The sequence below is a fragment of the Vibrio mediterranei genome (assembly GCF_013364395.1).
GTDB classification, from domain to species: Bacteria; Pseudomonadota; Gammaproteobacteria; order Enterobacterales; family Vibrionaceae; genus Vibrio; species Vibrio mediterranei.
Genome location: NZ_JABXGK010000001.1, coordinates 236,454 through 260,253, shown reverse-complemented (window position 1 = coordinate 260,253; position 23,800 = coordinate 236,454). Strand labels below are relative to the sequence as shown.

Annotated in this window: 23 protein-coding genes and 1 other RNA gene; 13 read left to right on the top strand and 11 right to left on the bottom strand. The window is 44.7% G+C overall.

Features of this window, described 5'->3' with window-relative positions:
- Positions 1–219: 219 nt before the first annotated feature.
- On the top strand, positions 220–1,842 hold the full coding sequence (gene nadB / locus HOP38_RS01420; protein WP_198557281.1) for an L-aspartate oxidase: 1,623 nt from the start codon (positions 220–222) through the stop codon (positions 1,840–1,842).
- A 440-nt stretch (positions 1,843–2,282) separates the two neighbouring features.
- On the opposite strand, the gene HOP38_RS01415 is transcribed toward nadB, so the two are convergent.
- Positions 2,283–2,543: an FAD assembly factor SdhE gene (locus HOP38_RS01415; protein ID WP_006075514.1), complete on the bottom strand. Its 261-nt coding sequence runs from the start codon at positions 2,541–2,543 to the stop codon at positions 2,283–2,285.
- Between the two features lie 178 nt (positions 2,544–2,721).
- On the opposite strand from HOP38_RS01415, the gene ygfZ reads away from it, so the two are divergent.
- From ygfZ to HOP38_RS01400, 3 genes are all read left to right on the top strand, one after another.
- Positions 2,722–3,693, top strand: coding sequence for a tRNA-modifying protein YgfZ (gene ygfZ / locus HOP38_RS01410; protein WP_198557280.1), 972 nt, complete (start codon positions 2,722–2,724; stop codon positions 3,691–3,693).
- A 3-nt stretch (positions 3,694–3,696) separates the two neighbouring features.
- Positions 3,697–4,161 (top strand): aminoacyl-tRNA deacylase, encoded by a 465-nt coding sequence (locus HOP38_RS01405; protein WP_198557279.1) that lies wholly within the window; start codon positions 3,697–3,699, stop codon positions 4,159–4,161.
- 683 nt (positions 4,162–4,844) lie between these two features.
- Positions 4,845–5,051 (top strand): DUF1107 domain-containing protein, encoded by a 207-nt coding sequence (locus HOP38_RS01400; protein ID WP_006075511.1) that lies wholly within the window; start codon positions 4,845–4,847, stop codon positions 5,049–5,051.
- A 130-nt stretch (positions 5,052–5,181) separates the two neighbouring features.
- Here HOP38_RS01400 and HOP38_RS01395 read toward each other — a convergent pair whose 3' ends face one another.
- From HOP38_RS01395 to HOP38_RS01385, 3 genes are read right to left on the bottom strand one after another with little or no spacing between them, the layout of a single operon-like run.
- The gene (locus tag HOP38_RS01395; RefSeq protein ID WP_198557278.1) at positions 5,182–6,402 is read right to left on the bottom strand and encodes an FAD-dependent 2-octaprenylphenol hydroxylase; all 1,221 of its coding nucleotides are present in this window, start codon (positions 6,400–6,402) and stop codon (positions 5,182–5,184) included.
- A gap of 9 nt (positions 6,403–6,411) precedes the next feature.
- On the bottom strand, positions 6,412–7,605 hold the full coding sequence (gene ubiH / locus HOP38_RS01390; protein ID WP_198557277.1) for a 2-octaprenyl-6-methoxyphenyl hydroxylase: 1,194 nt from the start codon (positions 7,603–7,605) through the stop codon (positions 6,412–6,414).
- A gap of 32 nt (positions 7,606–7,637) precedes the next feature.
- Positions 7,638–8,219: a YecA/YgfB family protein gene (locus HOP38_RS01385; RefSeq protein WP_006075507.1), complete on the bottom strand. Its 582-nt coding sequence runs from the start codon at positions 8,217–8,219 to the stop codon at positions 7,638–7,640.
- A gap of 285 nt (positions 8,220–8,504) precedes the next feature.
- Between HOP38_RS01385 and HOP38_RS01380 the strand changes: the two genes are divergently transcribed.
- The 5 genes from HOP38_RS01380 (at position 8,505) to serA (ending at position 11,927) form a co-directional block, all read left to right on the top strand.
- Positions 8,505–8,816: a cell division protein ZapA gene (locus tag HOP38_RS01380; protein WP_031494009.1), complete on the top strand. Its 312-nt coding sequence runs from the start codon at positions 8,505–8,507 to the stop codon at positions 8,814–8,816.
- A gap of 1 nt (position 8,817) precedes the next feature.
- A non-coding RNA gene (gene ssrS, locus HOP38_RS01375) (6S RNA) lies at positions 8,818–9,001 on the top strand.
- Positions 9,002–9,004: 3 nt separating this feature from the next.
- Positions 9,005–9,598 (top strand): 5-formyltetrahydrofolate cyclo-ligase, encoded by a 594-nt coding sequence (locus HOP38_RS01370; protein ID WP_006075607.1) that lies wholly within the window; start codon positions 9,005–9,007, stop codon positions 9,596–9,598.
- A 151-nt stretch (positions 9,599–9,749) separates the two neighbouring features.
- The gene (gene rpiA / locus HOP38_RS01365) at positions 9,750–10,406 is read left to right on the top strand and encodes a ribose-5-phosphate isomerase RpiA (RefSeq protein WP_006075606.1); all 657 of its coding nucleotides are present in this window, start codon (positions 9,750–9,752) and stop codon (positions 10,404–10,406) included.
- Positions 10,407–10,697: 291 nt separating this feature from the next.
- Positions 10,698–11,927 carry a phosphoglycerate dehydrogenase gene (gene serA / locus HOP38_RS01360; RefSeq protein ID WP_198557276.1) on the top strand — a complete coding sequence of 410 codons (1,230 nt, stop codon included), beginning with the start codon at positions 10,698–10,700 and terminating at the stop codon, positions 11,925–11,927.
- Positions 11,928–11,973: 46 nt separating this feature from the next.
- Here serA and HOP38_RS01355 read toward each other — a convergent pair whose 3' ends face one another.
- Complete coding sequence (locus HOP38_RS01355) at positions 11,974–12,669, bottom strand: oxidative stress defense protein (RefSeq protein WP_006075603.1); 696 nt, start codon at positions 12,667–12,669, stop codon at positions 11,974–11,976.
- A 104-nt stretch (positions 12,670–12,773) separates the two neighbouring features.
- The gene (locus tag HOP38_RS01350) at positions 12,774–13,670 is read right to left on the bottom strand and encodes a LysR family transcriptional regulator ArgP (protein WP_198557275.1); all 897 of its coding nucleotides are present in this window, start codon (positions 13,668–13,670) and stop codon (positions 12,774–12,776) included.
- Between the two features lie 142 nt (positions 13,671–13,812).
- Between HOP38_RS01350 and HOP38_RS01345 the strand changes: the two genes are divergently transcribed.
- Positions 13,813–14,433: a LysE/ArgO family amino acid transporter gene (locus HOP38_RS01345; RefSeq protein ID WP_038228950.1), complete on the top strand. Its 621-nt coding sequence runs from the start codon at positions 13,813–13,815 to the stop codon at positions 14,431–14,433.
- 2 nt (positions 14,434–14,435) lie between these two features.
- A complete protein-coding gene (locus tag HOP38_RS01340; protein WP_198557274.1) occupies positions 14,436–14,939 on the top strand; it encodes a YbaK/EbsC family protein in 504 nt (167 codons plus the stop codon).
- 37 nt (positions 14,940–14,976) lie between these two features.
- Here the strand turns inward: HOP38_RS01340 and mscS are convergent, their stop codons facing one another.
- From mscS to epd, 4 genes are all read right to left on the bottom strand, one after another.
- Positions 14,977–15,843, bottom strand: coding sequence for a small-conductance mechanosensitive channel MscS (gene mscS / locus HOP38_RS01335; protein WP_124940583.1), 867 nt, complete (start codon positions 15,841–15,843; stop codon positions 14,977–14,979).
- 261 nt (positions 15,844–16,104) lie between these two features.
- Positions 16,105–17,181: a class II fructose-bisphosphate aldolase gene (gene fbaA / locus HOP38_RS01330; RefSeq protein ID WP_124940582.1), complete on the bottom strand. Its 1,077-nt coding sequence runs from the start codon at positions 17,179–17,181 to the stop codon at positions 16,105–16,107.
- Between the two features lie 136 nt (positions 17,182–17,317).
- Entirely contained in the window at positions 17,318–18,481 is a 1,164-nt protein-coding gene (locus tag HOP38_RS01325; protein WP_006075685.1) for a phosphoglycerate kinase, read from the bottom strand.
- Positions 18,482–18,633: 152 nt separating this feature from the next.
- Positions 18,634–19,659, bottom strand: coding sequence for an erythrose-4-phosphate dehydrogenase (epd, locus tag HOP38_RS01320; protein ID WP_124940581.1), 1,026 nt, complete (start codon positions 19,657–19,659; stop codon positions 18,634–18,636).
- Positions 19,660–19,848: 189 nt separating this feature from the next.
- On the opposite strand from epd, the gene HOP38_RS01315 reads away from it, so the two are divergent.
- Positions 19,849–20,079, top strand: coding sequence for a hypothetical protein (locus HOP38_RS01315; protein WP_063605860.1), 231 nt, complete (start codon positions 19,849–19,851; stop codon positions 20,077–20,079).
- Between the two features lie 67 nt (positions 20,080–20,146).
- Here HOP38_RS01315 and tkt read toward each other — a convergent pair whose 3' ends face one another.
- Positions 20,147–22,159, bottom strand: coding sequence for a transketolase (gene tkt / locus HOP38_RS01310; protein WP_062457019.1), 2,013 nt, complete (start codon positions 22,157–22,159; stop codon positions 20,147–20,149).
- A 307-nt stretch (positions 22,160–22,466) separates the two neighbouring features.
- Here tkt and metK point away from each other — a divergent pair, with 307 nt between their 5' ends.
- Positions 22,467–23,618: a methionine adenosyltransferase gene (gene metK, locus HOP38_RS01305; RefSeq protein ID WP_006075173.1), complete on the top strand. Its 1,152-nt coding sequence runs from the start codon at positions 22,467–22,469 to the stop codon at positions 23,616–23,618.
- Positions 23,619–23,800: the final 182 nt, after the last annotated feature.

Sequence of the window (23,800 nt, the reverse complement as noted above, 5' to 3'; positions counted from 1 at the left end):
AATCATTCACAATGTGATTTGGCGTCAACTACAATGTTGTCAATTTACAAGAATGGATTACTTAGCTCCTTAACACAATCGATTTTTCAACGTGTTATCTCAGGTAGGTAATCCTTGATGCAAGTGCCCTTCGCCAGCTGTCTATGCAGCTTCCTATCGCGCACTTTTATCTAGGTAGAGTGATTTTACTCTACGATAGGTCAGGATTTTAAAGTAATTATGAACACAAACCGAGAGCATCTTTGTGATGTTTTAGTCATAGGAAGTGGCGCCGCAGGTTTATCGTTGGCTTTACGAGTCGCCGAACGCGCTAAAGTTATCGTATTAAGTAAAGGCCCAAGAAGTGAAGGGGCGACCTACTACGCCCAGGGTGGCATTGCTGCGGTATTCGATGAGACAGACAGCATCGAGTCTCACGTTAACGATACCAATATCGCTGGAGCCGGGCTTTGTGAACAAGACACCGTTCAGTTTATCGCAGAAAATGCGAAAGAGTGCGTGCAATGGTTAATCGATGGTGGTGTTCCTTTTGACCAAGTAGAAACCGCCAAAGACGAAGAACCTCGTTATCACCTGACTCGTGAAGGTGGTCATAGCCATCGTAGGATTCTGCATGCCGCCGATGCCACAGGCATGGCGATGCAAACCACTCTGCAAGATAACGTTAATAGCCATCCTAATATCGAAATCTTCGAACGCTACAACGCACTAGACCTTATTACTGAAGACAAGGTTGGCGGTGATAAAAACAAAGTGGTTGGCGCCTATATTTGGAACCGCAATAAAGAGCACGTTGAAACGGTACGCGCTAAGTTTGTTGTCTTAGCCACAGGTGGTGCATCAAAAGTGTATCAGTACACATCTAACCCTGATGTCTCTTCTGGTGACGGTATCGCTATGGCTTGGCGCTCAGGCTGTCGTGTTGCTAACTTAGAATTCAACCAATTCCACCCAACTTGTCTATTCCACCCTGACGCGCGAAACTTCCTGTTGACGGAAGCTTTACGTGGCGAAGGCGCTTACTTAAAACGCCCTGATGGAACGCGTTTTATGCCCGATTTCGATGAGCGTGAAGAACTTGCTCCTCGTGATGTTGTGGCTCGCGCTATCGACTTCGAGATGAAGCGTCTCGGTGCAGATTGCATGTATTTGGATATCAGCCATAAGCCTGAAGAGTTTATTATTAAACACTTCCCAACCATCCATATGCGCCTTCAAGACCTTGGCATCGATATGACGAAGGAGCCAATTCCAATCGTTCCGGCCGCTCACTATACCTGCGGCGGTGTCATGGTGGATAAGTCTGGTAAAACAGACCTTGAACAGTTGTACGCCATCGGTGAAGTAAGTTATACCGGACTTCACGGTGCGAACCGTATGGCATCAAACTCTCTACTTGAATGTGTGGTCTATGCTTGGGCTGCAGCCAATGACATTCTAGAGAAATTCGACGATGCAGCTCTGGTTGATGGTCTTCCAGCTTGGGATGAAAGCCAAGTTAGCTGTTCTGATGAAGAAGTCATTATTCAACATAATTGGCACGAGTTACGCCTATTTATGTGGGATTACATGGGTATCGTACGCACAGACAAGCGACTAGAGCGAGCACTTCGTCGTATTCAAATGTTGCAACAAGAAACACATGAGTACTACAGCAATTTCAAAGTGTCGAATAACTTACTTGAACTGCGTAACTTACTGCAAGTTGCCGAATTGATGGTGAGATGCGCAATGCAGCGTAAAGAAAGTCGCGGACTGCACTATACTCTCGACTACCCTGATATGTTAGAAAATAGCGGACCAACGATACTATCGCCTCAAGACCAAGCTCCAACGGTCTGATCTGGGGACCTATTTCGTCACCATGATATCGAAGCAGTCACTGATGTGACTGCTTTTTTATTACCAAAATCAAACGACGATACGCCGACTCATCACAACTATCCCGCCAGATTAAGCGCCAGCCATTGTCTTGATCATAAATTCCTATAAGCCAGTAGCGAAAAGCAAGAAAGTAACGGGGGGAGTTAAGCTCGATATTATTTAATGTGACCAAAGATGACTTCAAAATTAATTGGCCATTTAAGGCAGGATGCAACCAATAAGTCCGACCGAATATAGCGATGACGTAAAGTGTGAGTAAAAGCGGGGCGGACGACGCGATGCAAGTTGCCAATACTAGAATAGTAAGTGAACTATTAATAATCGCAGCGAGACATGAGGGATGAATCTGCAGGTAGGCATTATCGAGCGCAGCCTTACCTGCATGACTTGAAAAGAGCTTAGCGGACCTTGCTGAGGTTATGAGCAACGATTTTATCAACCATAGAGGCGTGTCCTAAGTTTTCACTACGACCATGGCCCATTACCCAAGTAAATAAATCTGGATCGTCACACTCTAACAGAGAGACAAAGTCTTTCTGTTCTTGATCGTTGAGAGTGTCAAAGCATTCCTCAAAGAACGGCATAATCACTACGTCCAGTTCTAACATACCCCGACGACATGCCCACTTAATTCGAGCTTTTTCTTCACTAGAGTACATTCCATTCTCCATCTACAACTAATATCGGCCGAGTGTAACAAGCAAGTTTATCGCTCACCACTGTCTGCATCACACAAACTCTACTTTCATCACAAGATTTCGTGCAACAACATTCAGCTGACAAAATCCATCCTGAAGATTAACATGGGTGATATGTTTACCAACGAGACCAAGAACTATGGATTGGCAACCAAACACACAGGCAATTGAAATAACACCTACCACAGAACTACCCGATTTGTTGTTTACCAAACTGAATCGTTGGGGTGCTCTCGAAATGACCGGCGACGATCGTAAGTCTTACCTTCAAGGTCAGGTTACCTGTGATGTGGTTTCGCTGGAGCAGAATCAATCCACCTTTGGAGCGCATTGTGACGCTAAAGGTAAAGTGTGGAGTGCTTTTAGACTGTGTCACATTGAGAACGGATACGCCATGATTCAACCTCAATCGGCACTAGAGAAAGAACTGACGGAGCTCAAGAAATATGCCGTTTTTTCTAAGGTAGAACTCATTATTAGCACCAAACCACTTATCGGTGTGATGGGAACAAGCGCTCAGCAATGGATTGATCAACAATTCCCAACCTCTGGTGCTGTGCGCCAAAACAAAGGCAGCACCGCTATTCAAATTAATGATGAGCGTTGGATGCTGTTAGTTGATGGTGACCTGCAATCATTACTTTCTTCTGATTCTGAGTTACTTTGGGTCGCGGAATCACTATGGACCAAGTTCGATATTGAGCAAGGGCTACCTATCTTAGAAACAGAGCAGCAAAATCAACACATACCTCAAGCCTTGAATTTACAAGCACTAGATGGCATTAGCTTCAATAAAGGCTGCTACACAGGTCAAGAGACCGTCGCAAGAGCGAAATATCGTGGCATCAACAAACGCATGCTGGCAAATGTGAGAGGTCTACTCGATTCTCCACTTAGCGATGACGACATTATTGACATCGAGCGTTCAGTGGGAGAGAACTGGCGTAAGGCCGGAGAGGTACTGGCACATTACCAGTACAGCAATGGCGAATTCGTTGCCGCTATGGTTATTGCCAACAATCTCGATGAAGATTCTCAGTTCCGTTTAGCTTCTCAACCAAACAGTCGTTTGAGCCTAGAATTGCCACCTTACCCACTCGACCAAGAGTAAGGGATGATTGATACACGCATAACTGCCTATCTGGATGAACGTGATATTTCCTATAGAGTCTTGATGCAATCCCGTGAGGCAGTGTCCATTGAGGATGCTGCCAAATTACGTGGTATCGAAACTCACAAAATGGTCAAAACCTTGTTACTGCGAGATATGGATAACCAACTTGTCCTTGCCTGCTGTCAGGGCAACAAACAAGTGGATCCGAAAAAAGTACGCGCTTTATTGAATACTCGTCGAATGACCTGTGTTTCCAGTGAACAAGTTGAAGCTCTTACAGGTTTTGCTATTGGCACAGTCACTCCCTTGCTGTTAAAAAACCCCATGCCTATCATTTTTGATAATGAATTAAAGCAAAATACCTTAGTCACCATCAGCAGTGGGCAACGCATTGCGGGTCTTGAGATCGCGCTCAGTGATCTCGTTGCTCACTGTTCTCCTCAATGGTCGGATATCACTCGGTAGCGGTTTCCGTAACCAATCGATGCAAATTAATGTCGTCTTAGATCATAGAAGCGTGAAATGGATCTAATTTAACACTTAGACACAATGAGATTTTATACATTTTTTAAGCATAAATAGTCATTGGTGTTTTTTTGGGGTATTGTACACATTGTCACCAGTTAGCACTTCAAGGCTACTGGTGGCAACACTAGAGTGAATCTCTGCTCAGGCAGTAACTCCACTTTTGTGTAATGCATCTGTGACATTTGGCCCGCTATGCGGGCTTTTTTTTCGAGTTCCCTTGCTACCTTCCACACTATCTCTCCCCTTTATGTCTAGGTTTTGTAAAAGAGTGTGTCCTCGTGACAACTTTTTCTGATTTGGTCGGTCTACATATACGTACCTATTAATAATAGCCAATGGAACAAACAGGTTGATGATTGCAGGGCGACTAAAAAGCTCGATTCATACCAGTGTCATACTAAGCTATTCAAATAGAGCAAAAATTGAGAATGGAAGACCCCAATCGAGGCTTTTGTGCTAAATATCACGGAGATATCGTGACATCGCAATGGAATTGCAAAACGCTCCACAAAACGCTCACTTGGTTGTATCAGCACGCTCGTAAAGCCCGTGCTATCACACATTTAGATTAGGGTTTTAACTATAATTCGTTCGCTAGGTAACATTATAAGGAAGGCTAAATGAGACTGTTTAAGCGCTATACACCAGGTATGATTGCTAAACATGTGAGTCGACTATTCAGAGGCAGAATCTATATTTATGGTTTAGGCGGATTTGAGTTTGACAATGGTAAATTGATCATTCCTGAACGCGCCGAAAAGCGTCATTTCCAAGCGGTAAAAGAGATAAACCAAGAGGTTATGAAACTTCGCTGCGCATACGCTTAAAGAACATTACAATCGAATAACGATAACAACCCTACGCTAAACTTAAGCCCACCAAGATGGGCAACAACTACAACCATCCAAAAGGGGCAGCCACGCTGCCCCTTTTTAGTTTTTAAATTTAACTCAGTGGTTAACTCTGACTGACTTCTGTCTTTGCTAGTTCTGGTAGGTGCCCCCTCATTCCCAAAGCACGGCTCATAATTTCTTGCTTCGCACCAGGCAACTGTCCTACCAAGCTCATACCGATACCGCGAATAAGTTTCTTCGCAGGGTTATCTCCTTCAAACAGGTCTTTAAAGCCTTGCATAGCAGCGATCATTTTAGCCGCCTCCGCTTTGCGCCAACGTTCATATTCACGCAGGTTACGCTTGCGACCAATATCTTTTCCTGCGCGCCATAACTTAAATATTTCTTGTGACAGACTGGCAGCATCAAGCAATCCTAGGTTAACACCTTGCCCTGCGAGTGGATGGATGGTGTGTGCAGCATCACCAACAAGTGCAACTCGCTCGGTAACAAAGTCACGCGCATAACGCATCTTCAAAGGGAAAACTCGTCGTTCAGACTTCACATGGCAGAGACCTAAGCGGCTATCAAATTCAGCTGTCAGCGCTTTGTTGAACTCCGCTTCCGACATTTTGGCAAGTTTTTCTGCTCGTTGTGGTTCGGTTGACCAAACGATAGAACATAGACTGCGGTCATCTAATGGTAGAAATGCAAGTGGCCCTTGCGGTGTAAACACTTGTCTCGCAACACAATCATGAAAGTCATCAACCGAGATATTCGCAACTAGGGCACTGTGTCCATAATCCCAATGAGTAAGTGGGATATCTTGCTGCTTTCTCACCCATGAGTTGGCACCGTCTGCACCCACTACCAATTTGCTAGTAAATGACTGCCCATTATCTAACGTCATCCACACTTCACTTTCGCCTACGGCCATTGACTGGCAACGATGCGGCATAAAGAGCGTCACGTTATTTTGTCCTTCAACTTGCTCTAACAAGACCAACTGAATGACACGATTTTCAACGATATGGCCAAGGTCTGGTTGAGACATCTGACTAGCAGAGAACTCAATACGAGCAAAGCTGTCCTGCTCCCAAACTTCCATAGCGTAATAAGGAGCACAGCGATGTTTCTGAATTGCATCCCATGCCCCGAGGTTTTTCAATATGGTCTCACTGGCACGGCTTAAAGCTGATACACGAATATCAGGGTCTCCTGAAATATCTTTGTCTGGAGTATTCCCTTCTACGACTGCGATTCGCAGATCGGTGTCTTTCAGTGCGCGGGCGAGAGCAAGGCCCACCATTCCGCCACCTATGATGGCTAAGTCAAAACTTTGCATATCTCTGTACTACCTATTCACAACCCCAAGTGCTCGATTAAAAATCGGCGACTTGAGCCGTGGAAAATTATCCATTAGCCCTAAACCTACATTTCGGCCTAATCGAAGGGCAAAAAAGTCATTTGAAAATATGTGTACTAACCCAGACGTCATGGTGATCGTCAGCTCTCGATCTTGCTGGCGATTGCTTTGGAATCTATTTAGATTAGCGTATTCACCTACATCTTGAAGGCTTTCAAGCAACGAATCGACCAAAGTCGCAATATCGCGAATCCCAAGGTTAAAGCCTTGCCCTGCAATAGGGTGTAGCGTCTGAGCTGCATTACCGACAGCAGCGACTCGATGTTTAACAATTTGTGGTCGATGACGTAGCAAAAGTGGGTAACTGGCAACCGCCCCTACCTTAGTAAAACGACCTAAACGCCAGCCGAATTCTTGTTGAAGAAGGGACAAGAAGTCAGTGTCAGGAAGGTTCACGACTTGCTGTGCACGCTCCGGAGTCATACACCATACTAAAGAACTTCGCTCATCAGACATAGGCAACAAGGCTAACGGACCATGTTCAGTGAAACGCTCGAAGGCGCGACCATTAGGATCTTCACTGGTTTTGACGTTAGCGATGATCGCAACTTGTCCGAAATCATGACTCAGCTGCTCTAAACCTACAGCTTGACAACTCTTTGAGTCTGCTCCATCAGCAGCCACAAGAAGTTTTGCTTCAAGTAGGCTGACGCTGCCAGACTCATCTTTGACTGAGACGGCAACATGATGCTGGTGTTGAGCCACATCCTCTACCGAGCAAGGGCAAAGGAAATCAATGTTAGAGCTACTGGTGAGTCTTTGATTAAATCGGCGCCCTAGCTCCGCAAGTTCGACCACATACCCCATTGCCTTTAACCCTTCTTTCGCCGCGTAGAAGTCAGTCATGGCGGCGTGACCGCGATCTGAGACATGAATATGAGTAATAGGTGTGGCATGGTCTTGAATCAACGACCACAACTTATACTGCTTGAGAATCTCTACGGTCCCATGGGAAAGAGCGATCGAGCGAGCGTCAAAGCCAGGGTGCGACTGACTGTCCGAAAGAAATGGTTCGATAACAGCAATCTTCAATGCATGATTACTGCAGTAGTCGAGAGCCATAGCTAGAGTCGCCCCTGCCATTGCTCCTCCTGCAATTACAACATCATACTTATTTGACACTGCCTTTCTCCTTGATAAGACGGACGAACTAATTAGTGAATGGTCGGTGTTTCTGACGGTTTACTTGGTTTTACGCCAAACTCAGCATGAATGGTCAATGCACACGCTTTTACGTGCTCGATAACCTGCTCTAAAAGCTGAGCTTGTTCTTCTAGATCATCATCTTCATCGATGCCCAGTCTTGCGATTTCTTCCAAATCAGCAAGCGCTTCTTTGGCATCAGCAGATGCCTTTTTTAGAGGCGCATTAATTAAGCCCAGTCCGGAAATAAAGTGGTTTACCCATTCACTCAAACCATCGGCAATTTCAAAGACACTTGCTTCAACCTCTTCTCCAGGGATAAGCAATGAAAGCTCAAAACCCTGTTCTGCCGTTAGTTCTTTGATTGAAAAAGCGAGTAGAGATTTCGCCGTAGCCAAATTGGATTGCGGCCAACCCATACCATCATTGGTGTAATCGAAAATAAGTGGCTGCCAGCTGTCATCGCTCAGCCCTAATCCACCACTTACCATACCCACAAGCAAGCCATGAAGTTCCGCTGGCGATACCGCCAACCCCGCCTGTTGCAGCTCAGTAGCAATCGTAATGTAATTAGGTAGTGTTGTTTCACTCATAGCAATACTCGTTTCAATGAATTAGCACCATGTTTATGAATAAGCTCGCTATTCATAACATAGATTTTTGAATCTGACCTGCAATGCTATCACTTCCCACCTCTGGCGAAAACGCCATCCCACACGTTTCTGAGTAGCTTTTGTGCGAATTGTCGATTTCGTGTGTTGTTAGCCACGCAATTGGCACCGACACTACAGAAAAGCTTGAATCTTAATGCTCGTTTACCTATAGTTTCTTCCTCAACATTACCTAATGTGGTGATACTTAAAAGAGTTCTTGTCATTATGGAAAATCAAGCTGTCGAAGTCGAAATCTTGGGAAAACTGACACGGGTGAATTGCCCCCCAGATCAGAGAGAAACCCTGATTAAAGCAGCCCAAGACCTAGATAATCGATTGCAAGAAATGTCCCAAAGGACTAAAGTAACCAACGAGCTTAAACTGCTTACCATTGCTGCATTGAACATGTCGTATGAACTCAATAATCGTAGCGATGAGTCACAACAAGAAGTGGCACAAATGAACGAGCGTATGGAACAGCTCGCCGCATCTCTAGAAGATGCAATTAGTAAAGTAAAGCAAGGACAGCAAACCTAATTTTACCCTGGGGTGTACGTCAGTGGATTTAAGTCCCTGAGCCGATAAGCAATACCAAAGGGTTAGTATTTGATAACTATTGAGCAAGCTCGGCTCGTACCGAGAAGCCTACGGTTAACATTGCTGATCCGCCTTGAACCAGCTGGTTCAAGGGCCACAATCCTCAACGGCACTCTGGGGTATTCCTAATGTCTCTTTCTACAAGACAACAAATACGTACTCTCGTACGCTCTCGTCGCCAATCGATAAACCAAGACCAACAATCCATTCACGCCAATAACTTAATGACAAGAGTTGGCGAATTGAGCATCCTTAGTACTGCCAGAAAAGTCGCTTTGTACCTAGCCACAGATGGTGAACTGGATACGTTACCGACCATTCAATCGTTTTGGCAACAGGGTATCGAAACCTATTTGCCAGTAATTCACCCCTTCTCAAAAGGTCAGTTACTTTTCCTTCGCTACGCTCAAGATACGCCTTTAGTCCTCAATCAATATAAGATTTTAGAGCCCAAGCTTGATCAGCGAGCTATTTGTCCAGTGTCCGAGTTGGATATTATCTTTACCCCTTTGGTCGCCTTTGATGATTCAGGTCAACGCTTAGGCATGGGAGGTGGATACTATGATCGAACGTTAGCTCCTTGGGAAAACACTGATTTAGGGCCGACTGCTATTGGCCTTGCGCATGATTGCCAACGAGTAGACACACTGCCTAGCAAGTCATGGGACATTCCACTAGCCACCATAGTCACACCAAGTAAGATCTGGCACTGGAACAAATAACTTCCTACTTCACCTCCAAAGAGAAACAGAGCAATCGATTGCTGTTTTTCGCAGTTTTTTGTCATATCGCTATTTTTTCAGCGCATTTGTCGTCGAAATTGATATATAATTCGCCCGCATTTTCACCTTAAATCAAAACTGGGATTCAACCATGACTCAAGACGAGATGAAGAAAGCTGCTGGTTGGGCGGCACTAAAGTATGTCGAAAAAGATAGCATTGTTGGTGTTGGTACAGGCTCAACTGTAAACCACTTCATTGATGCACTAGGCACAATCAAAGAAGATATCAAAGGTGCAGTATCCAGTTCGATTGCTTCAACAGAGAAGCTAGAAGCGCTGGGTATTGAAGTCTTCGACTGCAACGATGTGGCTTATCTTGATGTTTACGTTGATGGCGCAGATGAAATCAACCCAACTCGCGACATGATCAAGGGCGGTGGTGCAGCACTAACACGTGAGAAGATCGTAGCCGCTATCTCAGACAAGTTTGTATGTATCGTTGATGGTACTAAGGCCGTTGATGTTCTTGGCCAGTTCCCACTACCTGTAGAAGTTATTCCAATGGCACGTTCTTACGTGGCTCGCGAACTAGTGAAACTTGGTGGTGACCCGGTTTACCGTGAAGGCGTGATTACAGACAACGGTAACGTCATTTTAGACGTACACGGTATGCAAATCACTGATGCTAAAGATATGGAAGACAAAATCAACGCTCTAGCAGGCGTGGTAACGGTAGGTTTATTTGCACACCGTGGCGCTGATGTGATCATTACTGGCACTCCAGAAGGTGCAAAAATCGAAGAATAAAGACTAAACGGGTTCTAATAGCACCTAGCAAAGCTGGTCAATATATTAAACGCGATTACGTCGTTAGACTACAAACGGCACCTTAGGTGCCGTTTTTTCGTTTTTCTATAAGAAAATTATGCCTTATTCCGTAATTTTCTTACCCAACGTACAACTTTTTTGTTACTTTATTGGTCACAAGACGCACAAGGAAAACGTTTGCCTCAAGCAGTTGGAAGCTCCCTCCTCGATATTCTCACTGTCAAATGTGCGCTAATTAAGCCCGAATTTCCCATGTTAAGGATGAGTTAAATGGCCAAAGTTTCTCTGGAAAAAGATAAGATAAAGATTCTGCTACTTGAAGGTTTACATCCATCTTCAGTAGAAGTTTTGCAAGCGGCTGGATACACCAATATCACCTATCATAAAGGCTCCTTACCAGAAGAAGAGCTGATTGAAGCCGTTAAAGACGTTCACTTTATCGGGATTCGTTCACGAACTAACCTGACTGAAGAAGTGATTAATGCCGCAGACAAATTAGTCGCAATCGGCTGTTTCTGTATTGGTACCAACCAGGTTAACCTTGATGCTGCTGCGAAACGTGGCGTCCCTGTTTTCAACGCACCATTTTCTAACACGCGAAGTGTTGCAGAATTGGTTCTTGGTCAAATCCTGTTACTACTGCGCGGTATCCCTGAGAAAAATGCCCTTGCCCATCGTGGAATCTGGAAGAAGAGTGCCGATAACTCATACGAAGCGCGTGGTAAGCGACTCGGTATCATTGGCTACGGTCACATCGGTACCCAGCTTGGCATTATTGCTGAAAACTTAGGTATGCGTGTGTACTTCTACGATATTGAGAACAAACTATCACTTGGTAATGCAACTCAGGTTCATACCATGACTGAGCTACTAAATAAGTGTGATGTTATCTCTCTGCATGTACCAGAGACCCCAGGAACCAAGAATATGATGGGAGCCGCTGAGTTTGAAAGAATGAAGCCGGGTGCCATCTTCATTAACGCTGCTCGTGGCACAGTAGTGGATATCCCTGCTCTTTGCGATTCCCTCGAAGCAGGTCACCTTGCAGGGGCTGCAATTGATGTATTCCCTGAAGAACCAAAGACCAATGCAGACCCATTTGAGTCTCCATTGATGAGATTCGACAATGTGATCCTAACGCCGCACGTCGGTGGTTCTACGCAAGAAGCTCAAGAGAACATCGGTATAGAAGTGGCTGGAAAACTGGCGAAATATTCTGATAACGGCTCAACGCTTTCAAGTGTGAACTTCCCAGAAGTATCACTGCCAGAGCACACCGAGTGTTCACGACTATTGCACATTCACAAAAACCGCCCTGGTATTCTAACTCAGATAAACACCATCTTTGCGGATGAAGGTATCAACATCGCAGGTCAATATTTGCAGACAGCTTCAGATATCGGTTATGTGGTTATTGATGTCGAAACAGCACGCTCTGAAGAAGCGCTGGCTAAGCTAAAGTTGATTGAAGGCACACTACGAGCTCGTATTCTGCACTAAGCGAACAACAGCTAAAAAAAACGCCCTGACTAGTCAGGGCGTTTTTTTATTTTCCAATTTGATAGGTAACATCCACTCGGTCACGAATAGTAATTACCGAGTCTTGATAGCTATTAGACTCCATTTTACTATCCATCGCCATACTGCGCATCACTACGGGTTGGTTCATCGGCTGACGATATTCAATACGCCATACTTTGCCAAGATTTTGATCAAATCCTTTCGCTAGCGAAGCAGCTTTGCTTTGTGCATCTTTAATGGCCGCCATGCGTGCCGCTTCTTGGTACTGACCTTGGTCTTTCACTTTAAGTTGAATGTTGTCAACTTGGTTAATCCCTGACTCAAGCGCAAGATCGAGATAGTTATTAAGATTCTCTAAGTCCATCACCTGAACAGTCACTGTACGCGATGCACGATAGCCAACCAACTCAGGTTTACCTTTTTCTGGATAATGGTACTGAGGCGATAAGTACAGGTTTGAGCTCTGAATATCTTTCTTTTCGATGCCTTCAGACATCAAGCCAGAAAGAAACTTGTCTACCACAGAGTCAACACCTTGTTTCGCTTGGTCAGCATTCATTTGAGACTGTACAACTCGCACCGAAAACTCAGCCATATCTGGTGTTGCCTCTATCTCACCATAACCCGTGGTTGAGATATGGGGGAAATCTGGTTGGCTTGCAAAAACTGGCGTAGCAAACAGGGCAACGACTAATGTACCTAGTGCAAATGAGCGTTTCATTGAAGAATCCTCGTTCTGTTTTTAACCTTTATACTCAAGATTAGGCATAAGTTGAGAATATAGGTTCCCTAAAAAGTAAACACTGACACAAACATGACGTTCCACTACTGAGGCAAATACTGTCTCGCGTGACTAATAATGGCGTCTGAAACCTCACCAAGCACCCCACTTTCAAGTTGCCAGTGGTGCCAATAAATTTGATGAGACAGCAAAATATTAGGCGTAAGCTCAATTAACGCCCCCGATGCCAGTTCATCTTGAATTTGTAACTTGGGGATAAGACAGTAAGCCACACCCGCGACCGCAAGCTTCACAAAGGCTTCTGAGCTGCGCACCGTATGTTTGAGTATGCTGCCCGGAATAATATTAAAGTGTTGATTAACAAATCGCTGATGCATCTTATCATGTTGGTCAAAAGCCACTGCTGGCGCTTTAATTAAACTTTCTCGGTTCACTCCTTGGCTGAAGTAGCGTTTAATAAAGCTTGGGCTTGCCACACAAAGATAATCGACTCGCCCTAAATAGTCAGCCACACACCCAGGGATAGATTGCGACTCTAAACTTATTGCGCCGACTACTTCACCGTTTTTGAGCTTTTCGATGGTGCGACCTTCATCATCAACAATGAGATTGAGTTCAACTCGTTTCGCTTCCAAAAGCGGAAACAAACTCGGAAGCAGCCACGTCGCTAAGCTATCAGCGTTGGTTGCTAATGACACTGAAAGCGGTTTATCCCCCAAGTCAGCCGCGAGTTCTGGCACCAGTTCTTGCTCAAGTAGCCGCACTCGACGATATAAACCTAAGAGCTTTTTCCCTACAGCGGTCGGTCTTGGTGGTTGCTCTCGAACAAGGACAGGCTGAGCCAGCCATTTTTCTAATTGCTTAACTCGTTGAGACACGGCAGACTGAGAAATATACAGGTGCTCTGCCGCCTTATCGAAGCTTCGTTGCTCAACAATTGCGTCCAACGCTTCGATCCATTTGTAATCTAATCCGCGCATAAATCGCCCTCTTTTTCATCGCTTTGATTACAAATCACACATCATAAGTATGACTTATTTCTCATTAATATTATTAACTATCCTAATCATAAACGAATCGCTATTCTCACGCTCTCTTTTATGCTGCGGTGAGGAAATTAAAGTGAATTTTTGGGTGCTTCTTCAAGGTTTCGGATTGGGCGCGACAATGATTATCCCAATTGGCGCTCAGAACGCTTACGTTTTAAATCAAGGAATTAAGCGTAATCATCATCTTACGACGGCAACGGTTTGTAGCCTGCTAGATATGACGTTTATCTCTTTGGGGATCTTCGGTGGCGGTGCGATATTATCGCAAAATGAACTGTTGCTTACTGGGGTAACGTTAGGCGGCATTGCATTTTTAACTGGCTATGGTCTGCTCTCTCTAAAGAGCGCTTTTAAAAAGCCATCGGCTCAAGAGTCTTCAGGTGAAGTCTTAGCTCGCGGTCGCCGCACTGTCGTTCTAGGAGCATTAGCGGTTACGGTATTAAATCCTCACCTGTATCTGGATACCGTGGTCATTCTCGGCTCCATTGGTGGTCAGTTTGAAGGAAACGATCGTATCGCTTTTGCGATTGGCACAGTACTCGCATCGTTTGTTTGGTTTTATTCCTTATCGCTTGGAGCCGCAAAACTAGGACCAACCTTGTCTAAACCAAAGGTGAAGAAAGGTATCGACTTGGCAGTGGCCGCTATGATGTTTACTATCGCCTTGCTACTGACTAAAGGACTGATGGCCTAACGATGGATAATACCCAGCAGATATATTTGACCAATGTTGCCCTACTCAAAGAGCATGCTATTTCATTTAACCAGTGGCAACACGAGCCTATTCTTGACTTTGCCACTGATGAACGAATTGCCAAAGAGTTAGGATGGACAGGCACTCATAGTAAGAGTTTATTTTTGAAGAAGAAAGGAGGCGGGTTTGCACTCTTCCTCACCGATAAAGATACCCGACTCGACAAAGCTCTATTGAAGCAAGCGGTTGGAAAGCGCACTTCAATTTGCAGCAACGAAGATATGACTGAACAAATAGGTTGTGTACCAGGAGCGGTTTGTCCTATTGGGTTACCAGAAGAGATAATGATTGTCGTCGATAAGGCTATGTTTTCAGCTCAGGAAGTCTTATACACACCAGGTTTACCTGAATGGACTTTCGGTTTGTCAGGAGCAGATTTAAAACGAGTACTGTTTCTGCTGCCAAATGACATCATTGAACTAGACATGAAAAAAGGTGAAGCATAATGCTTCACCTTTTGCTTTATTGACAGTAAAACGCGGATTAGCTTTCAACTTTGTTCAAATGAACATCCATTTGAGGGAATGGAATTTCGATGCCTTCTGCGTCTAATGCTTCTTTGATCGCTTGGAGCGAGTCAAAATATACATCCCAGTACTGCTCGGTACGAACCCAAGGACGCACAACAAAGTTCACTGAAGAATCTGCAAGGGCGACGACACCAATTGTAGTGCCTGGCTCTTTTAGAATGCGCTCATCCGCTTCAAGGGTTTTGCGAATCACTTCTTGAGTCTTCTTCAGATCTGCACCGTAAGAGACACCGATAACATGGTCGATACGACGCGTGGCATGGCGAGAGTAGTTCGTGATCGGTGAGCCAATAACCGAGGCATTAGGCACAACAACCATCTTATTGTCTGGAGTAGTTAGAATCGTTTGGAATATTTGAATAGAGTCCACTGAACCAGCCACTCCACCGATCTCAACATAGTCACCTGATTTGAAAGGACGGAAACCCACAATCAAGACACCTGCTGCAAAGTTTGATAGTGAACCTTGCAGTGCTAGACCGATGGCTAAACCAGCGGCACCAATTACCGCTACCACTGACGCAGTTTGAACACCAATTCGGCTTAATGCGGCAATTAAAACAATAACGAATAATGTGTAGCGAACAATACCGTGGATAAACTCAACAACGGCCTTATCCATTTTCTTCTTATGCAGCAATTTAGAAACGCTATTAGCCACCGCTTTTACAACGATATTACCAATAAACAGAATCAGAATAGCTGAAATGATATTCACGCCATATTGAACAAGTAAATCGGAGTTGTTGGTTAACCACTGCTCCGCTTTCGACAATCCATCCACAATAGGTGCTTGGATATCAACTGACTCATTGGCCATATTGTTTACCTCTTGAAAATATAAATAGTGCGTAGCGAACCTTAGCTAATACCACTGTACTATTAGCAAAGGTGCACTTGGTGAGATGTATTGAGAGTATGAATACCAATACACATTACTTAACAAAAGGTTACGCAAACATATACGTTTATGCCAGTTTTTTTAAGCACAATCACATAATTTTCATCAGACACAAAAAAAGCCGCTCTAAAGAGCGACTTTTTTAATCTGACTATCAGTTAAATCTTATACGATTTAATCTTATAGTACGTCGATAGCGTTTAGGTCAGCGAATGCTTTCTCTAGACGAGCAACCATTGAAGATTGACCAGCACGTAGCCATACGCGTGGGTCGTAGTACTTCTTGTTTGGCGCGTCTTCACCAGTTGGGTTACCGATTTGACCTTGTAGGTAATCATGGTTCTCAGCTTCGTAAGAACGGACACCATCCCAAGTTGCCCACTGTGTATCAGTATCGATGTTCATTTTGATAACACCGTAGCCGATAGACTCTTGGATTTCTGCTTCAGTAGAACCAGAACCACCGTGGAATACGAAGTTTAGAGCGTTAGGTGCAATACCGAACTTCTCTGCACAGTATGCTTGAGAGTCACGTAGGATAGTTGGAGTTAGAACAACGTTACCTGGCTTGTATACACCGTGTACGTTACCGAAAGAAGCAGCGATAGTGAAACGTGGGCTAACAGCGTGTAGTTTCTCGTATGCGTATGCTACGTCTTCTGGAGAAGTGTAAAGCTCAGATGCGTCCATGTGAGAATTATCAACGCCATCTTCTTCACCACCAGTACAACCTAGTTCGATCTCAAGAGTCATACCCATTTTCGCCATGCGAGCTAGGTACTTAGCAGAGATTTCGATGTTCTCTTCTAGAGACTCTTCAGAAAGGTCGATCATGTGAGAAGAGAATAGTGGCTTACCAGTTTGAGCGAAGAACTCTTCACCCGCATCTAGAAGACCGTCGATCCAAGGTAGAAGTTTCTTAGCAGCGTGGTCAGTGTGAAGGATTACTGGGATACCGTAAGATTCAGCAACTGCGTGAACGTATTTTGCACCAGCAACTGCACCTAGGATTTGCGCGCCTTGACCTTCAAGCTTAACGCCTTTACCAGCGAAGAAGCCAGCACCGCCGTTAGAGAACTGAACAACAACTGGAGCTTTAACTTTAGCTGCTGCTTCAAGAACACCGTTGATAGAGTCAGTGTTAACTACGTTTACTGCAGGAAGAGCGAAGTTGTTCTCTTTAGCAACTTCAAATACTTTTTGAACGTCATCGCCAGAGATAACACCTGGTTTTACGAAGTCGAAGATCTTAGACATGGAATAAGTCCTATTTTCTGTCGTTTTAAATAAAAATTGGCAATCGTTTGCTCACAATGGGCGGCATTGTATCAAAGTTAATCACCCATTGCAGCATAGATAAAAGCGGACCAATAAGCCCGCTCTATAAAGATGATTATGCTTTAGCACGCTCTTCAAGCATTGCTACTGCTGGTAGTACTTTACCTTCAACGAACTCAAGGAATGCACCGCCACCTGTAGAGATGTAAGAAACGTCAGCTTTGATACCGAACTTGTCGATAGCCGCTAGCGTGTCACCACCACCTGCTACAGAGAAACCGTCTGATTCAGCGATCGCTTTAGAAATGCCTTCAGTACCTGCTTCGAAGTTCTTAAACTCGAATACACCTACAGGGCCGTTCCATAGGATAGTTTTAGCATCTTTTAGGATTTTCGCTAGTTCAGCAGTTGAGTCCGGACCTAGGTCGAAAATCATATCGTCGTCTTGAACTTCAGAAACGTGTTTGATTTCTGCTTCAGCGTTCTCGTCGAATGCTTTTGCACATGCAACGTCAGTTGCCACTGGAATTGCACACTCATCCATTAGCTTCTTAGCTGTGTCTACTAGGTCTGCTTCGTAAAGAGACTTACCTACGTTGTGACCCGCAGCTGCGATGAACGTGTTCGCAATACCACCACCAACAACAAGTTGGTCAGCGATTTTAGATAGAGATTCAAGAACTGTTAGCTTAGTAGAAACTTTAGAACCACCTACGATAGCAACCATTGGACGAGCTGGCTTATCCATTGCTTTACCTAACGCTTCTAGTTCGTTAGCTAGTAGAGGACCTGCACATGCAACTGGTGCGTTCATACCAACGCCATGAGTAGATGCTTGTGCACGGTGAGCTGTACCGAATGCATCCATAACGAAGATGTCACATAGTGCTGCGTATTTCTTAGATAGCTCTTCTTCGTTCTTCTTCTCGCCTTTGTTGAAGCGAACGTTTTCAAGAACAACAAGTTCACCTGTGTTTAGCTCAAGGCCTTCTAGGTAGTCTTTTGCTAGCTTAACTTCGCAATCAAGAGCGTCGTTTAGGTAGTTTACAACTGGTTGTAGAGAGAACTCTTCTGCGTACTCGCCTTCAGTAGGACGACCTAGGTGAGACGTAACCATTACTTTAGCGCCAGCTTCTAGGCAGTGCTTGATGGTTGGTAGAGACGCTAGGATACGCGCGTCAGAAGTTACTTTACCGTCTTTCACAGGTACGTTCAGATCCGCACGGATAAATACGCGTTTACCTGCTAGTTCCAGGTCAGTCATCTTGATTACAGACATGTTTAGTCCTCTCAACTAAAAAATAAATAAAGTTTTTGAAAACCCGGCTTCTTGCCAAGTTTTGGAATTCATCAACTGCTTACTTATATTGGGCTTATGAATATTAATTTCAAGCATCAAAATTAATATTTTCCCAAATTGCGCCCTTGATACTACTTGGACGCCTGCATCGCTAAAGCAGTGTCTAACATACGATTAGCAAAGCCCCACTCGTTGTCACACCAAACCAACATCTTGACCAAGCGACCATCGCTTACTCGGGTCTGTGTCCCATCGACAATGGCACTGTGTGGGTCATGGTTAAAGTCTATCGAAACCAGCGGTGCTTCAGTATAGTCAACAATGCCGTCTAATGTACACCGAGATGCGTTAATAATGACTTGATTTACGTCATTAACTTTCACATTCGTATTTATAGTTACACTTAAATCCATAGCGGTGACATTAATTGTTGGCACTCTGACAGAAATTGCTTCAAATTTGTTAGAAAATTTCGGAAAAATGCGTTCAATACCTTTATGCAACTTAGTATCAACTGGAATGATAGAATGGCTTGCTGAACGCGTTCTTCGTAAGTCACTGTGATAGGCATCAATAACTTGTTGGTCATTCATCGCCGAGTGAATAGTGGTAATGGTACCGGAATCGATGCCAAAGGCTTCATCTAACGCTTGAATGACAGGAACAATACAGTTAGTGGTACAAGAGCCGTTAGAAACAATAACCTGCTCTTGTGTCAAGGAGTCATGATTCACACCATAAATAATAGTGTTATCAAGATCGTGTGAACCAGGGTGAGAAAATAGCACTTTTTTAGCACCCGCAGCGATATGTTCCAGGCCATCGGCACGACAACCAAATACCCCGGTGCAATCCAAGACGATATCAACGTCCAAATTACGCCAAGGCAGCAAATTTATCTCAGCAGAGTGTAAAATTCGAATCGTATCGAACTTGCCATCGCAGTGATTAACATACAGGTGCTCTTGATCGTGAGAGATCTTCTTGGCAAATCGACCATGACTAGTATCGTATTGAAGCAAATGTGCCATTGCTTCAGGTTGAGCAAGCTCGTTGACCGCGACGACTTGTATTTTATCGTTTTTGCCGCTTTCATAGATTGCTCGAAGTACATTTCGTCCAATGCGACCAAAGCCATTAATAGCCACTTTTAACATCGCACTACATCCTTAGTTCACGTTATGAAGGTGTGCATAGTAACCGATCAACTGTCATTTCGCATTAACAGTTGCGAGGCAAGTCTCCAAAACACGCCATCCGCTAAAAATTCACTCTGCTACCATGGTTAAAGGTTTCATCTCTCGTGCCATTTAACGACCTCGTTTTCACTGCACAGGAGGTGTCCCATGTTTACTGGTCAGCATTACTGCCAATCATGTAATAAAGAAACTGTTCATAACGAAGTCTTGATACGTAAACCAAGTCGCTATGACAAAGACCCAAAGATCCTTGGTCGAATTAAGTTATTGCTGCACGCGTTTATCAATGGCGGGCACTACTATGATATGGACCGCTATGTCACTTGCCAAACCTGTGGCAGACGCGAGTTGGATAACAAAGGTAGTGAATTTGAATAGTCATAAAAAAGCCGAGCTCTAGGGCTCGGCTTTTCATGTACTAACGATGCTTATTGAGTCTTCTAAATTAAGCAAGTAGCTCTTTTGCTGTGTTTACAACGTTTTCAGTTGTGAAGCCAAACATCTTAAACAGCTCACCCGCTGGCGCAGATTCACCGAATGTTGTCATGCCGATAATCTTGCCACCGAAGCCAACATACTTGTACCAGTAATCCGCAATACCTGCTTCAACAGCAATACGCTTAGTCACTGCCGCAGGAAGAACCGCTTCACGGTATGCTTCATCTTGCGCATCAAATACGTCAGTAGAAGGAAGAGACACTACACGTACCTTTTTACCTTCAGCTGTTAGTTCAGCGTAAGCGTTTGTTGCTAGCTCAACTTCAGAGCCCGTAGCGATAAGGATCAGCTCAGGTGTACCTTCACAGTCTTTCAGGATGTAACCACCCTTAGCAACATTGGCTAGCTGCTCTGCGTCACGATCTTGTTGTGCAAGATTTTGACGAGAGAAGATTAGCGATGTTGGACCGTCTTTACGCTCAATCGCGTATTTCCAAGCAACCGCAGACTCTACTTGGTCACATGGGCGCCATGTGCTCATGTTCGGCGTTACGCGTAGTGATGCGATTTGCTCAACCGGTTGGTGTGTCGGGCCATCTTCACCCAGACCGATAGAGTCGTGAGTGTAAACTTGGATGTTTTGGACTTTCATCAGTGCAGCCATGCGCATTGCGTTACGAGCGTATTCCATGAACATTAGGAATGTTGCACCGTAAGGGACGAAACCACCATGCAGAGCGATACCATTGATGATCGCGGTCATACCGAATTCACGTACACCGTAGTGGATGTAGTTACCAGACGCATCGTCAGCCGTTAGCGACTGAGAGCCAGACCACATGGTGAGGTTTGATGGTGCTAGGTCAGCAGAGCCGCCCATGAATTCTGGAAGCATCTTACCGAACGCTTCTAGAGCATTTTGAGACGCTTTACGAGATGCAATGTTTGCTGGGTTAGCTTGAAGATCAGCAATGATCTTGCTTGCTTCTTGTTCCCACTGAGCTGGAAGCTCACCGTTCACACGACGCTTAAACTCAGCTGCTAGTTCTGGGTAAGCCGCTTCATAAGCCGCTAGCTTCTCGTTCCAAGCTGCTTCTTTTGCGCTACCCGCTTCGTTTGCATCCCACTCTGCTTTGATGTCAGCAGGGATTTCGAATGGACCGTGTTCCCAACCCAGGAATTCACGTGCTGCTGCAATTTCGTCGTGACCTAGTGGTGCACCGTGACAGTCGTGAGAGCCCGCTTTGTTTGGTGAACCAAAACCGATGATGGTTTTAGTACAGATAAGTGTTGGACGTGGATCCGCTTTTGCCGCTTCAATCGCTGCATTGATCGCGTCAGCATCGTGACCGTCTACTGCAGGAATTACGTGCCAGCCGTATGCTTCGAAGCGCTTAGGTGTATCGTCAGAGAACCAACCTTCGACTTCACCATCGATAGAAATACCGTTGTCATCCCAGAAAGCAATCAGCTTACCTAGACCTAGCGTACCTGCTAGAGAACATGCTTCGTGAGAGATACCTTCCATCAGACAGCCGTCACCCATGAAGACATAAGTGAAGTGGTCAACGATGTCGTGGCCTTCTTTGTTGAATTGTGCTGCAAGAGATTTCTCAGCAATCGCCATACCAACCGCGTTGGTAATGCCTTGACCTAGAGGACCAGTCGTCGTCTCGATACCTGGTGCATAGCCGTACTCTGGGTGACCTGGTGTTTTTGAGTGCAGTTGACGGAAGTTTTTCAAATCGTCAATTGATAGCTCGTAGCCGCTTAGGTGAAGCAGAGAGTAAATCAGCATTGAGCCGTGGCCGTTTGATAGTACGAAACGGTCGCGGTCAGCCCACTCTGGGTTTGACGGGTTGTGATTTAGGTGAGAACGCCAAAGAACTTCAGCGATATCAGCCATACCCATTGGCGCGCCTGGGTGACCTGAGTTAGCTTGTTGAACACCATCCATGCTTAGCGCGCGGATTGCATTAGCGAGTTGTTTACGAGAAGACATGTAGGCTCCTGAGTGCATTAAGCGAATTCCAAGTTTTTCATAAGCTGAACGAATAATCAGCGGCGCTATTGTCGCAAAGCCCCATACTCTCTGCAAACGTTTTACCGTCATTTTTTGGCTTTTTGCCGCGATAATGTCGTACTAAAGCGCGTTTCTTTGACAAAAATGGGCAAACGATTGGCTATAACTTAAAAGCAAAAATCGCTTGCTAATCGCACATTGATGAATAGAATAGACGTCTAGATGTAGATACACCTACAATATATCATTGAATTTTCTATAAGTGAGTACGATATGCTCGCTTTAAAATGTAATTGGAGCTCTCATGGCTAAGCACCTATTTACTTCTGAATCTGTATCAGAAGGCCATCCAGATAAAATCGCTGACCAAATTTCTGATGCGGTACTTGATGCAATCCTAGAACAAGACCCAAAAGCACGTGTTGCTTGTGAAACGTACGTTAAGACTGGCATGGTGATGGTAGGTGGTGAGATCACTACTTCAGCATGGGTTGATATCGAAGAATTGACTCGTGAAACTGTTCGTGAGATCGGTTACGTTCATTCAGATATGGGCTTTGACGCTGATTCTTGTGCGGTACTAAACACTATCGGTAAACAGTCTCCAGACATCAACCAAGGCGTTGATAAAGCAGATCCTAAAGAGCAAGGCGCTGGTGACCAAGGCATCATGTTCGGTTATGCAACTAACGAAACTGACATCCTAATGCCAGCTCCTATTACTTACTCTCACCGTCTTGTTCAAAAACAAGCGGAAGTGCGTAAGAACGGTACTCTACCTTGGTTGCGCCCAGACGCTAAATCTCAGGTAACGTTCCAGTACGATCAAGGTAAGATCGTTGGTATCGATGCCGTTGTTCTTTCAACTCAGCACTGTGATTCAATTTCTACACCAGACCTACGCGAAGCAGTGATGGAAGAGATCATCAAACCAGTACTACCATCAGAGTGGATCAACAAAGAAACTAACTTCTTCATCAACCCAACCGGTCGTTTCGTAATCGGTGGTCCAATGGGTGACTGTGGTCTAACAGGTCGTAAGATCATCGTTGATACATACGGCGGCGCTGCTCGTCACGGTGGTGGTGCATTCTCTGGTAAAGATCCATCAAAAGTAGACCGTTCTGCAGCATATGCAGCACGTTATGTAGCGAAAAACATTGTTGCTGCTGGCATGGCAGATCGCTGTGAAATCCAACTTTCTTACGCTATCGGTGTTGCTGATCCAACCTCTATCATGGTGGAAACATTCGGTACTGAAAAAGTATCTCACGACATCATCGTCGAAGCAGTACGTCAAAACTTCGACCTGCGTCCATATGGTCTGCAAGAGATGCTAAACCTTCTTCAGCCAATCTATAAGAAGACAGCAGCATACGGTCACTTCGGTCGTGAAGAGTTCCCATGGGAAGCGACAGACAAAGCAGCAATCCTACGCGACTTTGCTGGTTTATAATCTGCCAACTCTGAACTAATACTCTAAAAAGCCTTCAAAATATTTTTTGAAGGCTTTTTTGTATTTATTGCTAACCATTTCAAATACTTTGTTGCAATATTGTTAAAAGTTGATATTGCAGCACGTGATTTATACCCTTCTAAAAATTGTGTTTTCTCACAACTCGGTTAATAGTTAATCAA

Coding starts and splice junctions, on each gene's coding strand:
- nadB (WP_198557281.1), top strand. CDS start 220: ATGAACACAAACCGAGAGCATCTTTGTGATGTTTTAGTCATAGGAAGT.
- HOP38_RS01415 (WP_006075514.1), bottom strand. CDS start 2,543: ATGTACTCTAGTGAAGAAAAAGCTCGAATTAAGTGGGCATGTCGTCGG.
- ygfZ (WP_198557280.1), top strand. CDS start 2,722: ATGGATTGGCAACCAAACACACAGGCAATTGAAATAACACCTACCACA.
- HOP38_RS01405 (WP_198557279.1), top strand. CDS start 3,697: ATGATTGATACACGCATAACTGCCTATCTGGATGAACGTGATATTTCC.
- HOP38_RS01400 (WP_006075511.1), top strand. CDS start 4,845: ATGAGACTGTTTAAGCGCTATACACCAGGTATGATTGCTAAACATGTG.
- HOP38_RS01395 (WP_198557278.1), bottom strand. CDS start 6,402: ATGCAAAGTTTTGACTTAGCCATCATAGGTGGCGGAATGGTGGGCCTT.
- HOP38_RS01385 (WP_006075507.1), bottom strand. CDS start 8,219: ATGAGTGAAACAACACTACCTAATTACATTACGATTGCTACTGAGCTG.
- HOP38_RS01380 (WP_031494009.1), top strand. CDS start 8,505: ATGGAAAATCAAGCTGTCGAAGTCGAAATCTTGGGAAAACTGACACGG.
- HOP38_RS01370 (WP_006075607.1), top strand. CDS start 9,005: ATGTCTCTTTCTACAAGACAACAAATACGTACTCTCGTACGCTCTCGT.
- rpiA (WP_006075606.1), top strand. CDS start 9,750: ATGACTCAAGACGAGATGAAGAAAGCTGCTGGTTGGGCGGCACTAAAG.
- serA (WP_198557276.1), top strand. CDS start 10,698: ATGGCCAAAGTTTCTCTGGAAAAAGATAAGATAAAGATTCTGCTACTT.
- HOP38_RS01355 (WP_006075603.1), bottom strand. CDS start 12,669: ATGAAACGCTCATTTGCACTAGGTACATTAGTCGTTGCCCTGTTTGCT.
- HOP38_RS01350 (WP_198557275.1), bottom strand. CDS start 13,670: ATGCGCGGATTAGATTACAAATGGATCGAAGCGTTGGACGCAATTGTT.
- HOP38_RS01340 (WP_198557274.1), top strand. CDS start 14,436: ATGGATAATACCCAGCAGATATATTTGACCAATGTTGCCCTACTCAAA.
- mscS (WP_124940583.1), bottom strand. CDS start 15,843: ATGGCCAATGAGTCAGTTGATATCCAAGCACCTATTGTGGATGGATTG.
- fbaA (WP_124940582.1), bottom strand. CDS start 17,181: ATGTCTAAGATCTTCGACTTCGTAAAACCAGGTGTTATCTCTGGCGAT.
- HOP38_RS01325 (WP_006075685.1), bottom strand. CDS start 18,481: ATGTCTGTAATCAAGATGACTGACCTGGAACTAGCAGGTAAACGCGTA.
- epd (WP_124940581.1), bottom strand. CDS start 19,659: ATGTTAAAAGTGGCTATTAATGGCTTTGGTCGCATTGGACGAAATGTA.
- HOP38_RS01315 (WP_063605860.1), top strand. CDS start 19,849: ATGTTTACTGGTCAGCATTACTGCCAATCATGTAATAAAGAAACTGTT.
- tkt (WP_062457019.1), bottom strand. CDS start 22,159: ATGCACTCAGGAGCCTACATGTCTTCTCGTAAACAACTCGCTAATGCA.
- metK (WP_006075173.1), top strand. CDS start 22,467: ATGGCTAAGCACCTATTTACTTCTGAATCTGTATCAGAAGGCCATCCA.